Origin of the sequence: Sulfurospirillum sp. hDNRA2 (assembly GCF_024206095.2) — a bacterium.
In the GTDB taxonomy this organism is placed as follows: Bacteria; Campylobacterota; Campylobacteria; order Campylobacterales; family Sulfurospirillaceae; genus Sulfurospirillum.
The window spans coordinates 2096953-2109569 of record NZ_CP159800.1; the positions used below are offsets into that span (position 1 = coordinate 2096953).

Consider the following 12617-nt stretch of genomic DNA (forward strand, 5'->3'; position numbering starts at 1 on the left):
CCCTGCATTATAATCGACTATTTATGATAGGGATGGTTGTTTTTTATGCACAATCCCCGATAAATCTGTTCAAATAAAACCACCTTCGCAATTTTGTGCGCATATGTTAATCTACTTAAACTTATAATCTTTTGAGTTTGCCCCAAAAAAGCCTCATCAAAACCGAATGCACCTCCGATAAAAAAATTAATATGGACGTCTTCATCAAAAAAAAGGCTAAACGTTTCGCTGTCTACGAGCGTTCCTTGTACGTCTAAAGCGATGTTGTAGCCTTTTAAAAAAGGCTCGTACGCTTTCGTATAAGAAGCTCTCGCTTCTTTTTCGCCGATGGTTTGTGCTAAGGCTATCTGTTTTGTAAAGATCTTGACTTCTTGCGCTTTGGCAAAGCGTGAAATCATTTTGATATACTCCGACGCTAGCGCGTCGAGTGATTTGTCGCTGCTTTTTTCAATCGTGTAAACCGTGATGTTCATGCTTTGAGTCTTAGCTCAAAATCATCACTTTTACAATGCGCTCCCAAAAGCTTCATCAAATCCGCAACCGTCTTTTTCATCTCTTCGCGCGTAACGATCATATCGATCAAACCGTGTTCCAATAAAAATTCCGCTTTTTGAAAGCCTTCGGGCAAATCGGCACCGATCGTTTGTTTGATAACCCTTTGTCCCGCAAAACCGACCAATGCACCCGGTTCCGCCATAATAATATCGCCCAAAAATGCAAACGATGCACTCACCCCGCCCATCGTCGGATCGGTTAAGATCGAAATGTAAGGTAGTTTTGCTTCGGCAAGTTTTGCTAACGCTGCAGACGTTTTGGACATTTGAAGCAGAGAAAAAGTGCTCTCTTGCATACGGGCACCGCCGCTGGCACTGACGATCACAAGTCCTTCTTTGTCCGCAATCGCTCTATGAATCGCTCGAACGATTTTTTCGCCCTCGACCGACCCCAAACTGCCGCCCATGAACGCAAAATCAAATACGACAAGTTGAACTTTCACGCCTTCGATCGTACATGTGCCGCAAATCACGGAGGAATGTTTTCCCGTTTTTTCTTCCGCCTCTTCGATACGCTTTTTATACGATTTTTTATCCACGAATTTTAAAGGATCGACGGGGATCAAATTGGCATCAAACTCGACGAAGCTTCCTTCATCGCTTAATTGCTCAATACGTTTTGTGGCAGAAATTCGCATATGAAATCCACACTTTGGGCAGACGTTAAAACGTTGTTCGACCTCTTTATAATACATTAATGATTGACACGCGCTACATTTCACCCAATGGCTTGGTGCTTCGCTCGGAGCGGATTGTGTCTTTCTTATTTTACTGAAGATTTCGGCAAATCCCATACGTATGCATCCTCTTTGAAAGCTAATTGCTTATAAATAAGTCAATTATTCTATCGAAAATTTCCTTATCTTTGCTTACGAGAAAAAGCTCCTGCGTTTCGTAAAGGTATAAATCTTCGCACATAAAGCGTCCAGCTTCCACGTCGTATGAGCGGATAGCTCCCTCATACAGCACGAACGAAACCTCCCTCGCATACGCCAAAGAGAGTGCAAATGCTCCGGGAGAACGGTATTTGAGTCCTGCTTTTTGCAATAAAGGATGCAGACGGGAAGATGCGTAAGCGCGCTCGAAAATACCCACTTTGCTAAACGGATTGCACCAAACGTCGCTGAAATTTTTTTCGTCGAGGTGAGCGCGTTTGAGTCCGTTTTGATCTTTCATAAAACAATCGCCGTTGGCTAAATTCGCGATAACGGCTTTGGTGCATTTTCCTTCTTCGAAATAGGCAACCGACGTACCGTAATAGGGTAAATGCGATAAAAGGTTGTCGCTTCCGTCGATGGGATCAAGAACGATATACGATGACATGTAAGGATTTTCAATCGTTCCGCTCTCTTCGGAAATAATCGTTCCAAAAGGAAGCAAATGCTCGATAAAGATACGTTCGGCTTCTAAATCGATCGCCGAACTTCGATCGCCTCCCGCACCTTGTTCAAAACAGAGGTGATCGTCCGCATGCAAGCCTTGCGTTCGTAAACGCCGATACAGTACTCTGTTGGCTTGCAGTGCGGCTTCGATCACGTTCATGCTTGCTTAACCTAACAACTTTTTGACGATCGCATTGGCAGCTTCTTTGCCCTCTTTGGCGGCCGTGACGACCAAGTCCGATCCGCGTTTACAATCGCCGCCGGCAAAGACGCCCGATTTGGTCGTTTGGTATTCGCTATTCACGACAATGCAGCCTGATTTGTTGACTTCAATACCATTTTCCGCTAAAAACGTCGGCACGGAAGGAATAAAGCCCAAAGCAAAAATGATAATGTCGGCATCGACTCTAAAATCGCCGCCTTTTACGATTTCAACGACTTGCCTTGAAGAGGCGTCTTTTGAGCCTAAAATCGTTTTTTGCATATCGATACCGATCGCTTGACCTTCGGAGTTTACCAAAATCTCTTTGGGAGAGACGTTGTACATAAATTCCGCACCCTCTTCGATCGCATTTTTAAACTCTTTTTTAGAACCGGGCATATTGTATTTATCGCGACGGTATAAACATGTCACGCTTTTAGCCCCTTCGCGAATCGACGTTCTCAAACAATCCATTGCCGTATCGCCGCCGCCGACAACGACGACGTTTTTATTTTTAACTTCAAATTTTTTATCGTAACTCTCGTTAAATTGCTTCTTTTGAATATTGCGTAAAAAGTCGATTGCCGTAAAAACGCCGCTTGCGTTTTCATTGGCAATATTGGCTTTACGAGGGCTCTCCGCACCGATCGCCAAGAAAATAGCGTCGTGGCTATGCGCAATTTCGTCAAATCCGATCTCTTTCCCGACTTGCGTATTGGTATGCAACGTCAAACCGGCGTCTTGAAGCCATCTTACGCGCCTTGCGACCACCTCTTTGTCCAGCTTAAATCCCGGAATCCCGTACGTTAGAAGTCCACCGGCTCTGTTTTGTTTATCGTACATGCTAACGCCGATACCGGCACGAAGAAGGTAGGTTGCACAGGCGATGCCCGCAGGTCCCGCACCGATAATCGCTACCTTTTTCTTTGTCGTGATTCCCGGGAAGCTCGGTTTAAAGCCCTTTTTAAATCCCTCTTCGGAAATAAACGTCTCAATTGCGCCGATCGTAATCGCTCCGTGACCGTCGTTTAGCGTACAATCTCCTTCGCACAAACGATCTTGAGGACAAATACGTCCGGTAATTTCGGGAAACGGATTGGTCTCGTTGGAAAGATTAAAAGCAAGTTCCCGCTTCATTGCGCTCGTGGCTTTTAACCAAAACGGAATATAATTGTGTAACGGACATTTACTGTGGCAAAACGGATCGCCGCACTGAATACAACGATCGGCTTGTGCGGAAGCGTCTTCTTTACTAAAAATTTCGTAAATTTCTTTAAAATCTTTAACGCGATCTCCGGTTGAGCGTTTTCTAGGCTCATATCTCTCTTCATTCACAAAATTTTGCATCTTAGTCTCCTTGCTCCGGATTGAGTGGTACTTTGGTCATATCTTTAGGACGAACGATCCAAAAGTCCCTGACCGCATGGCGAAAATCTTCTAAAATTTGCGTGGCTCTAAAACTTGCCGTTTCATTGATGTGCGTACGAAGTAGACGCTTCAAGAAATGCCGTGCCTCGTCCATATCATCCGTATCGATACGCTCGGCAATCACAAGTTCTTGATTGAGTTTATCGATAAAGTCGCGCGTTTCGTCATACACGAATGCCACACCGCCGGTCATACCCGCCCCGAAGTTCACGCCGGTATTGCCTAAGATAGCAACGACGCCGCCGGTCATATATTCGCAAGCATGATCTCCCGTTCCTTCAACCACGGAGACGGCACCGGAGTTTCGCACGCAAAAGCGTTCTCCCACGATTCCGGCAACGTAAAGTTTACCGCCCGTTGCACCGTACAAACAGGTGTTACCGGCACACGCGTATCCCCTGCCTTGAAATTTAGGCGCGATGACGATTTTACCGCCGTTCATACCTTTACCGACGTAATCGTTTGCCGTACCTTTGAGATTAATACTCAACCCGTTGGCCAAAAATGCACCCAAAGACTGTCCTGCAACCCCGTTAAGTCTGAAAACGATGCTATCGTCCTTAAGACCTTTATTGCCGTAAAATTTTGCGATTTCACCGCTAATGAGCGTTCCGAAACTTCGATTGGTATTGCAAATCTCGCGATGCAAAACGATTTTCTCGTCCGGATTTTCGATAACTTTATAGACTTCTTTTAAAATTTCTTTTTCAAACGCGTTTTTATCGAAAGGATCGTTAGATTTGCCGCTATGGGTATCGGGACCTTCCAAGCGCATCAAAACGGACGAAAAGTCAAACTTTTTCGCGAACGTATCATCGATGACATGTAAAAGATCGCTTCGTCCGATGATCTCTTCCAAACGCGTATACCCTAAATGCGCCAAAATTTCGCGTACGTCTTCGGCCAAAAGCGTAAAAAAGTTGACGAGTTTGTCGACCGTTCCGACGAAATGTTCCCTTAACTTTTCGTCTTGCGTCGCAACGCCCACCGAACAACGGTTCAAATGACAAACACGCAAGACTTTACATCCGATGATCGTTAACGAAAGCGTACCGAATGCATAACTTTCCGCACCTAAAAGTGCCGCTTTTACGACATCGAGTCCCGTTTTGAGTCCACCGTCGGTTTGCAAATGAACGCTATCGCGTAAATGGTTGGCCTTTAAAGCATTGTGTGCTTCGCTTAGACCGATTTCCCATGGATTGCCGGCAAATTTAATCGACGTCAACGGTGCGGCACCCGTTCCTCCGTCGCCACCCGAGATAATAATTTTATCGGCATACGCTTTAGCGACACCCGCTGCAATCGTTCCCACACCCGCAGTAGAGACGAGTTTGACCGTCACGATGGCATCTGGATTAATTTGCTTCATATCGAAAATCAGCTGCGCCAAATCTTCAATCGAGTAAATATCATGGTGCGGCGGCGGAGAAATTAACGTAACGCCCGGAATCGTATAACGAAGGCTGGCGATTAACGAAGTCACTTTATGACCGGGTAACTGTCCGCCTTCCCCCGGTTTTGCGCCTTGTGCTACTTTGATTTGAATTTCGGTTGCCGAACGTAAATATTCCGGTGTGACACCGAAACGTCCGGACGCGATTTGTTTAATTTTAGAGTTTTTATTGGTTTTAAGGCGATCAGGTGCTTCGCCGCCTTCTCCTGAGTTACTCATACCTCCGATACGATTCATCGCCTCGCCTAAAGCTTCGTGCGCTTCGGGAGAGATGGAGCCTAAACTCATCGCCGCGGTAGCAAAACGTTTAAAAATAGCCTCTTTGGATTCGACTTTTTCGATGGCAATCGGTTCACGATCGGATTTAAGTTCGAAAAAGTCGCGTATCATTTTAAATCCGCGATTGTTAATCAGCTTCGTGAACTCTTGAAAATCTTTTTTTTCTCCCGTAACGGTCGCTTTGTGAATCGCATGAATCGCCTGCGGATGATAATCATGGTACTCTTGCCCGTCGATGTATTTGTAAAAACCGCCGATTTCCAACGGAAAAAGCTTTTTACTGAGATTGAGTTCATACGCTTTATGATGATTACGTACCAAACGCTCTTCGATGTCTTCGTAACCGAGCCCCGGAATCAACGAAATGGCTCCGTTGAAACACTCCTGAACCACTTCGCTTCCCAAGCCTAAAACGTCGAATAATGCCGAGTTACGATACGACGCAATCGTTGCGATACCCATCTTTGACATCACTTTGAGTAAGCCTTGCCCAATGGCATGATTGACGTTTTTCAGTTTGGTTTTGATCTCGTACGATCCCATATCGCTTTTTTTGCATTCGTCTAAAACGGTTGCGTAGAGCAAATAAGGATAGATTGCACTGGCTCCAAAACCGATCATACATGCACACGAATGCGTATCGATCGCTTCGGCGGAGATCGCGACGATGGAGGCTAAAGAGCGGACGCCTTCATCCAATAAAACTTGATTGACGCGCCCGATGACCATAATCATCGGCATCGGTTTGAGCTTGCTCGTCATACCTCGATCGTCAAGGAAAATAATACGCACGCCTTCATTTTTAACCGCCTGCGCAATATCGTATGCCAAATCTTCCAAACTTCCTTTGAGGTTATCTTCAAAAAGTGTCGAGAAATAGCGATTTTTGTATTCATCTTTATAGCGCGGTTTGCTCTTATCGCCGAAAGAGTCTAAAATATCGAATTTCTCTTGCATCATAATCGGCGAAATCGATTTGATACGAACGGCGTGTTCTTGGCTCTCCTCAAGAATATTGCGTATCTCTCCGAAACTCGTATTAAGGCTCATCACCACTTTTTCACGGATAGGATCGATCGGTGGATTGGTCACTTGGGCGAATTTTTGTTTAAAATAGTCGCTAAAATTACGCTGAACATGGCTAAAAGCCGCCATCGGCGTATCGTCGCCCATTGAACCGACACCCTCTTTGCCGTCTTTCATCATCGGCTCGATGACCATATTTTTTACTTCTTGCGTAATGTTGAAATAGCGTTGCTCCAATTCCAAATTTTCACGCACGTAGTCGGTTGTTTGTGAAAAAGGAATATCGACGAACTCTTGAAGGTACACAAGACCTTTGTTCAGCCACTCGGTATAGGTATTTGAGCTGGCAAGATAATCGTTGATATCGTCATTTTTCATAATTTTGCCGAATTTGAGGTCGAGTCCGATCATTTGACCGCTTTGTAAACGGCCTCTTTCAATAATGTTGTCTTCCTCAATATCTAAAACGCCGTATTCGCTTGAGATAATGATGCGATCGTCTTTGGTAATAATATATTTTGCCGGACGTAATCCGTTGCGATCTAAAACACAGGCAATATGACGACCATCGGTTAAAGAGATCGCGGCAGGGCCGTCCCACGGCTCGAAATTAATACTTGAAAATTCGTAAAACGCTCGCAACCCCGAATCCATATGTGGCGCATTTTGCCAAGGAGCAGGGATGAGCGAACGTACGGCTTTAAAAAAGTCAAATCCGTTGAGGAGCATAAATTCGAACATGTTATCCAAGCTGGCACTATCGCTCACGTCGTTAGTCGTTAAAGGATACAATTTTTGTAACTCTTCGTCCGAGAAAACGCCGCTTTTCATACATTCTGTTTTTACTTGCGTGTTAAAGCGATTGGCGGAAATCGAATTGATCTCGCCGTTGTGTGCCAAAGTGCGAAAAGGTTGTGCCAATTTCCACTTCGGTAGCGTATTGGTTGAAAAACGTTGATGAAACAGTGCAAACGTCGCTTTAAAATCGACATCACTTAAATCGGGAAAAAACGTCTTAATATAGGTCGGCATTACCAACCCTTTATACGAAATCACTTTGCTGGAAAAAGAGGCGATATAAAATTCACTCTCATGTGCCAATCTTTTTTCAACCGTTTTGCGCGTTAAATACAAAAGAGCTTCAAAACGTTTTGTCGCGACCAATGAAGCGGACGTAACAAACGCTTGAACGATTTGAGGAAGCGAGTCGAGTGCTAATTTTCCCAATGCTTTGGTTTTGACGGGTACGTCTCGGTAAAGGAGAACTCTGAGGTCGTTTTGCTCACAGGTCTCTTCAAAAATACGTTTTTGCTCTTGCGTATGCAGGAAAATCATTGCAACGGCAAACTGTTTGGGTAAATCCACTCCCAATTTGTGTGCTTCTTTTTTCATGAAGTCGACCGGCATCGAAAAAAGTAGACCGCTTCCGTCTCCGCTTTTCCCGTCCGCGGCAATTGCCCCTCGATGCATCATGCGCTCTAACGCCGTAATCGCATCTTCAACATTTTCATGGGTAGGAGTATTTTTAATATTTGCGATTAAACCGAAACCGCAATTGTCTTTAAATCCTCTTATTAGATCCATCTCACAAGCCTTTTGTGGAATTTTCATCAAGTTTTTTGACAAATTTTAAGTTAAAAGCGACGGATATTACTCTAAAAATTATTAAATTTCAATTAACGACTATTTTATGGTGTTTTCAGAGTTTTCTTACCATAAATAATATAATTTTTCAATAAATTTAATATCTAAAATAAAATAATTAATTTTTATATTTAATAAAATTCAATTTTTGAGATGCTAAAATTGCTTATGCAAGGTTATATCATCAACATTACGCGGGTTAAAGACGAAGATCTTATCGTCGTCATTTTAACACACGATAGTATTAAGACCCTTTATCGTTTTTACGGCGCTCGCCATTCGACGATTCATTTGGGCTATAAAATCGATTTTGAATCTCTCGCATCGCTCAAGTCGACGATACCGCAACTACGTTCGGTACTCCATTTAGGAACCCCTTGGAACATTCATCGTGAGCGAATGCTCGCATGGCAGGCGTTCATTCGCCTTTTTTACCTGCACCTCAAAGATATCGCTCTTATCGATACTTTTTATTTTGACCTGTTAGAATCTTGCGCCGATATTTGGCATAAGCAAAATCCTAAACGTATCGCCATTGAAGCGTATAGTAAACTTTTGCGCTTTGAGGGACGATTGCACGATGATTTGATTTGCTTTAATTGTGAAGAACCGATCAAAGAGGATTTGACGCTGATTCGCGCTTTTTTACCTGCGCACAAGCATTGTGCGTGGAATCAAACATTCGAACGCTTACATGTCAAAACCTTGTTTGAAGAACATAGCACGATAGCATTTGACGACGAGGAAGTCGAAAGCCTTTGGAAAATTATGCTTGAAGGGTTTTAACGATCTAAATAACGTTCATCGCAAAAGCTTGAAACCTGTAAGCTCTCAAACGCTTTCTTAAGGGAAACGAACAATTCCGGATTTTCTTTTTCCATCGCCGCTAACATCTCTTTCGTTTTGGCACGCATCACGGGCATTTTGACGTCAAAGCGCATAGCGGGACATGCTTCATCGCCGATAACGGGCATATCGTGTTCTTTGGCGCATTCTCGCAATTGTCGCTCTCGCACGTGGATCAACGGACGAATCACGACCAGTCCGTTTTGTGCTTTATAAATCGGAGGCATAGAACGCAGTGCTCCGTTATAGGAAAAATTCATAAAAAAGCTCTCCGCCGCATCGTCCAAATGGTGAGCTAACGCTAATTTCGCGTAACCATTATTCAATGCGTACGTATACAACGCTCCGCGTCGCATACGAGAGAAAAAGCTGCAAAACGAAGAATTGGAACGAATCTTTTCCTGCGCCAGCTCAAAAATTGACGTATCGACGATTTCGTGATCAATTTCATGCTCTAAACAATGCGCATGTAAGGTTTGAAGGTCTTCGCCCATACCGTAAGCGATCGTCACGGCTTTAAACTCGAAATGAAAAGGTGCGACGCGTTGCATATGTTTTAAAATATGCGCCAACGTAAGGGAATCTTTCCCTCCGCTGAGCCCTAGAAGCAATTTATCGTTTTCTTGAATTAAGCCGTAATGCGCATTCGTACGCCCTACGACGCGCAAAAGACGTTTACTAAGCTCTATCATCGTTTTAATTCGTCCAACATCGCCAAAATCAATTTTGCACTCTCTTGCGCGGAACTGACCAAGAATTCGTCAAAACTAAAACCTGCATCCATATCGGCGGCATCGCTAATCGCTCTAAAGACGCAAAAAGGTACATGAAGCGCATCGCAGACAACCGCAACGGATGCCCCTTCCATTTCGGTAGCATCGGCTTGAAACGTAGAGCGTATCCACTCTTTTTTCGTAGAATCGCAAATAAACTGATCGCCCGTAGCAATAATGCCTTCAACCAGCTTTAACCCTTGCGCTTTTGCAACTTTATGCGCAATTTGAACCAAAGTTTCATCGGTTTGTACGTAAACGCACCCCTCCGGAATATACCCGAAAGGATGCCCGAAAGCCGATATATCGACATCGTGTTGCGCTAGTCGGGTCGCGACAATCAAGTCGCCGACTTTTAACGTCGGATTGAGTGCGCCTGCGACACCTGAAAAGAGCAATTTTTCGGCACCGAATTTTTCGATTAACGTTGAAGCCGTCAAACTGGCATTGACCTTACCGATTTTACTGTACGCGATAATGAGCTCTAGCCCTTGATAGGATGCTTTATAATAACGATTGTTTGCATATTCGATCGTTTCGTAAGTTTTAAAAAACTCCAAAAGAGGCGTTATTTCTTCGTACATTGCACCCATAATCGCTATTTTCATGCATTTTCCTTTGTAAGCAAAGTATACACTTCGTCTAAACTGCTTCTATCGACGATACTGTACGTCGGTTTTTGCGAAATACGTTTATTAAGCCCTTTGAGGACCGTACCGCCAAATTCGATAAAACAATCCGTATCGTTTTCTACATGTAAGATTGATTGTTTGTATTTGACGGGGGAGATGAGTTGTTCGCACAGCAATTGCTCGGCCTTTTCTTTCGTGTTGTACGCTTGTGCCGTGACGTTGGAGATAATCGGCGCATGAAATGTTTCATGCAACCATTGGCCTAAATACTGCTTCAACATCGGCTGTGCGGATGAAAGCATCGGGCAATGGCTCGCTACGGACATCGCAAGGACGACGGCCTTTTTAGCACCGGCTTCTTTAAAAAGAGGTTCGATAGAGATTAAATCCGCTTTATTACCGGCAATAACGATTTGCCCGTCTCCGTTATAATTTGCCGTCCAAACTTTTTTACCCTCCAATTGCATTTGACGGGTTAAAGATTCAACCGTTGCATCGTCAAGTCCCAAAAGTGCCATCATACCGGCATTTTGATCTTTACATGCCTCTTTCATTAATAATCCGCGCTGATGAACAAGCTCGATCGCATCTAAATAATCCATCGCACCGGCGGCACTTAAAGCGCTAAATTCACCTAAAGAATGCCCTAAAAATGAAACGGGCGTTTGAGAAAAACGTTCTGCAAATAGACGATACGCCATCAAGCTGACCAGTAAAATTGCGGGCTGCGTAAATTCCGTTTGCTCCAATCGATCGTTTTCTTCAAACAACAACTGTGCCATATTAAAACCTAAACGTTCGCTTGAAGCTTCGACCATCTCTTTCGCTAGCGTAGAATGATCGTAAAAATCTTTGCCCATACCGACTTTTTGGCTTCCTTGACCGGGAAATATTCCTATATACTTCATCATATACCTTTTACATGTAAGGATGAAACATCCTGTACACTCTCATTTTTTTAATCTATTTTTAATTGGTCTTTGTAGTCGTTTATTTTTTTTCGTAGCGTATTGCGATTGAGTCCAAACTTTTCGCTAATCGCCAATTGCGATCCAAACTTAGCATAGCCGCTTTTAATCATCGGGACGTCAAATAAATAGAGTAAGTCGCGATAATCGTTTCGACCGCCGATACGTTGCATCAAAAAACGTTCCATCATCGTCAAAATTTCCGCTTCGCCGAAAGAGTTCATCAAATAGGCATTGTAAACGGAACGTTTGAGAGAGTAACAGTTTTTACTTAAATCCGGAACGATCTCTTCTAAGATAGGCATTTCGCTTGCTTCGCCGTCAAAAGTCGCCTGCGCTTCAAGCGCAAATTTTTCAATCAGGGCAGTCACGTCTTCAAGACGTTCTCTTAAAGGCGGTAAAACGATTTTGAGGCTAAAAAATTCGTCCATGAGCGTCTCGCTGAGCATCACGTTCGATGTACCGATAATACGTGTTTTGTGGACGTCTAGTGCCACTTTTAATTTTTTATAATTGGTTATTTTATGAAAGTTTTTTACAATAAGGCTCGAATGCGTTTCGATTAAAGCTAACAACTCGTTAAAAGAGGTTGCATCGACAACGGGAGCCGTAATAATATGTTGCGCTAGCGTCTGTTTTCCCACACCCTTTTCACCGAGGATGAGAGCGTTAATGGTAACGCTTTTAAGTAAATTTGCAGATTTAAGAGCCTCCATGGAGGCTCTAGATTTTGCTATAAAGTTAGTGCGATCCACAACAACCGCCACCGTGAGAGTGACTTTCACCGCCGCAGCATCCGCCTTCGCCGTGTTCATGACCGTGACCGCCGCAACATTCATCGTCGTCATGATCGTGAGAACCGCATCCGCCTGAGCCACATCCGCAGCTGTGTGCTTGACCGACATATCCGTTTGCTAATTCATCGGCAGTTGCCTCTCTGACTTCTGCTACGGTAATTGCAAATAAAAGGTCTTGTCCCGCCAAAGGATGATTAAAATCAATTTCCACGTTTTCGTCGTTAAAGCTTTTCACAATCACTTGTACCGTTTCGCCATGTTCACCTTGTCCGTAAAGCGTCATACCGACATTCAGTTCAAGTCCTGCGAATTGCTCCTTTGGGAGCGTTTGAACGGCATTTTCATCATAAACACCGTATGCATCGGCTGCTGCAACCTCTATATTAGCACTATCGCCGGCTTTTAAACCTTTAATTTTTTCTTCTAATCCTGGAATAATTTGACCTTTTCCAACGATAAAAGAAAGGGGTGCACCTTGAAGGTTACTATCCAAAATCTCGCCATTATCAACACTTTTTAGTTCATAATGAATCGAGACTACTTGATTATCTTGAATACTCATAATTTCTCCCTTAATTCTAATAACGGCTGATTGTAGCATAAATTAGTTTTATATGCCCTTAGAAGAGT

At 43.7% G+C, this 12617-nt stretch carries 11 protein-coding genes; 1 reads left to right on the plus strand and 10 read right to left on the minus strand.

Going from position 1 to position 12617, the window contains the following annotated elements; translation table 11 throughout:
* Positions 1 to 17: 17 nt before the first annotated feature.
* From NL930_RS10270 to gltB, 5 genes are read right to left on the minus strand one after another with little or no spacing between them, the layout of a single operon-like run.
* Positions 18 to 473 carry a 23S rRNA (pseudouridine(1915)-N(3))-methyltransferase RlmH gene (locus NL930_RS10270; protein WP_041962077.1) on the minus strand — a complete coding sequence of 152 codons (456 nt, stop codon included), beginning with the start codon at positions 471 to 473 and terminating at the stop codon, positions 18 to 20.
* Positions 470 to 1348 carry an acetyl-CoA carboxylase, carboxyltransferase subunit beta gene (gene accD, locus NL930_RS10275; protein ID WP_060826507.1) on the minus strand — a complete coding sequence of 293 codons (879 nt, stop codon included), beginning with the start codon at positions 1346 to 1348 and terminating at the stop codon, positions 470 to 472. Before accD ends, NL930_RS10270 begins: the two co-directional genes overlap by 4 nt.
* Before the next feature lie 22 nt (positions 1349 to 1370).
* Positions 1371 to 2096, minus strand: a complete 726-nt coding sequence (locus NL930_RS10280; RefSeq protein WP_254376622.1) for an inositol monophosphatase family protein — start codon at positions 2094 to 2096, stop codon at positions 1371 to 1373.
* Between the two features lie 6 nt (positions 2097 to 2102).
* The gene (locus NL930_RS10285) at positions 2103 to 3485 is read right to left on the minus strand and encodes a glutamate synthase subunit beta (protein WP_060826509.1); all 1383 of its coding nucleotides are present in this window, start codon (positions 3483 to 3485) and stop codon (positions 2103 to 2105) included.
* Between the two features lies 1 nt (position 3486).
* Positions 3487 to 7911, minus strand: a complete 4425-nt coding sequence (gltB, locus tag NL930_RS10290; protein WP_254376623.1) for a glutamate synthase large subunit — start codon at positions 7909 to 7911, stop codon at positions 3487 to 3489.
* Positions 7912 to 8139: 228 nt separating this feature from the next.
* On the opposite strand from gltB, the gene recO reads away from it, so the two are divergent.
* A complete protein-coding gene (gene recO, locus NL930_RS10295) occupies positions 8140 to 8757 on the plus strand; it encodes a recombination protein RecO (protein ID WP_254376624.1) in 618 nt (205 codons plus the stop codon).
* Here recO and NL930_RS10300 read toward each other — a convergent pair.
* From NL930_RS10300 to NL930_RS10320, 5 genes are read right to left on the minus strand one after another with little or no spacing between them, the layout of a single operon-like run.
* The gene (locus tag NL930_RS10300; RefSeq protein WP_254376625.1) at positions 8754 to 9509 is read right to left on the minus strand and encodes an ATP-binding protein; all 756 of its coding nucleotides are present in this window, start codon (positions 9507 to 9509) and stop codon (positions 8754 to 8756) included. The genes recO and NL930_RS10300 overlap by 4 nt on opposite strands.
* Entirely contained in the window at positions 9506 to 10198 is a 693-nt protein-coding gene (locus NL930_RS10305) for a 5'-methylthioadenosine/adenosylhomocysteine nucleosidase (RefSeq protein WP_254376626.1), read from the minus strand. The genes NL930_RS10300 and NL930_RS10305 overlap by 4 nt, the downstream gene beginning before the upstream one ends.
* Entirely contained in the window at positions 10195 to 11133 is a 939-nt protein-coding gene (gene fabD / locus NL930_RS10310) for an ACP S-malonyltransferase (protein ID WP_254376627.1), read from the minus strand. The genes NL930_RS10305 and fabD overlap by 4 nt, the downstream gene beginning before the upstream one ends.
* A 47-nt stretch (positions 11134 to 11180) precedes the next feature.
* Positions 11181 to 12038, minus strand: a complete 858-nt coding sequence (locus NL930_RS10315) for a Fis family transcriptional regulator (protein ID WP_254376628.1) — start codon at positions 12036 to 12038, stop codon at positions 11181 to 11183.
* The gene (locus tag NL930_RS10320) at positions 11932 to 12549 is read right to left on the minus strand and encodes a peptidylprolyl isomerase (protein WP_254376629.1); all 618 of its coding nucleotides are present in this window, start codon (positions 12547 to 12549) and stop codon (positions 11932 to 11934) included. The genes NL930_RS10315 and NL930_RS10320 overlap by 107 nt, the downstream gene beginning before the upstream one ends.
* Positions 12550 to 12617 lie beyond the last annotated feature (68 nt).

What these genes read in the sequence shown, in the direction of transcription:
- NL930_RS10280 (WP_254376622.1), bottom strand. Translation starts at nt 2,096, where the DNA reads ATGAACGTGATCGAAGCCGCACTGCAAGCCAACAGAGTACTGTATCGG.
- accD (WP_060826507.1), bottom strand. Translation starts at nt 1,348, where the DNA reads ATGGGATTTGCCGAAATCTTCAGTAAAATAAGAAAGACACAATCCGCT.
- NL930_RS10320 (WP_254376629.1), bottom strand. Translation starts at nt 12,549, where the DNA reads ATGAGTATTCAAGATAATCAAGTAGTCTCGATTCATTATGAACTAAAA.
- NL930_RS10305 (WP_254376626.1), bottom strand. Translation starts at nt 10,198, where the DNA reads ATGAAAATAGCGATTATGGGTGCAATGTACGAAGAAATAACGCCTCTT.
- gltB (WP_254376623.1), bottom strand. Translation starts at nt 7,911, where the DNA reads ATGGATCTAATAAGAGGATTTAAAGACAATTGCGGTTTCGGTTTAATC.
- recO (WP_254376624.1), top strand. Translation starts at nt 8,140, where the DNA reads ATGCAAGGTTATATCATCAACATTACGCGGGTTAAAGACGAAGATCTT.
- NL930_RS10270 (WP_041962077.1), bottom strand. Translation starts at nt 473, where the DNA reads ATGAACATCACGGTTTACACGATTGAAAAAAGCAGCGACAAATCACTC.
- NL930_RS10315 (WP_254376628.1), bottom strand. Translation starts at nt 12,038, where the DNA reads ATGACGACGATGAATGTTGCGGCGGTCACGGTCATGAACACGGCGAAG.
- NL930_RS10285 (WP_060826509.1), bottom strand. Translation starts at nt 3,485, where the DNA reads ATGCAAAATTTTGTGAATGAAGAGAGATATGAGCCTAGAAAACGCTCA.
- fabD (WP_254376627.1), bottom strand. Translation starts at nt 11,133, where the DNA reads ATGATGAAGTATATAGGAATATTTCCCGGTCAAGGAAGCCAAAAAGTC.
- NL930_RS10300 (WP_254376625.1), bottom strand. Translation starts at nt 9,509, where the DNA reads ATGATAGAGCTTAGTAAACGTCTTTTGCGCGTCGTAGGGCGTACGAAT.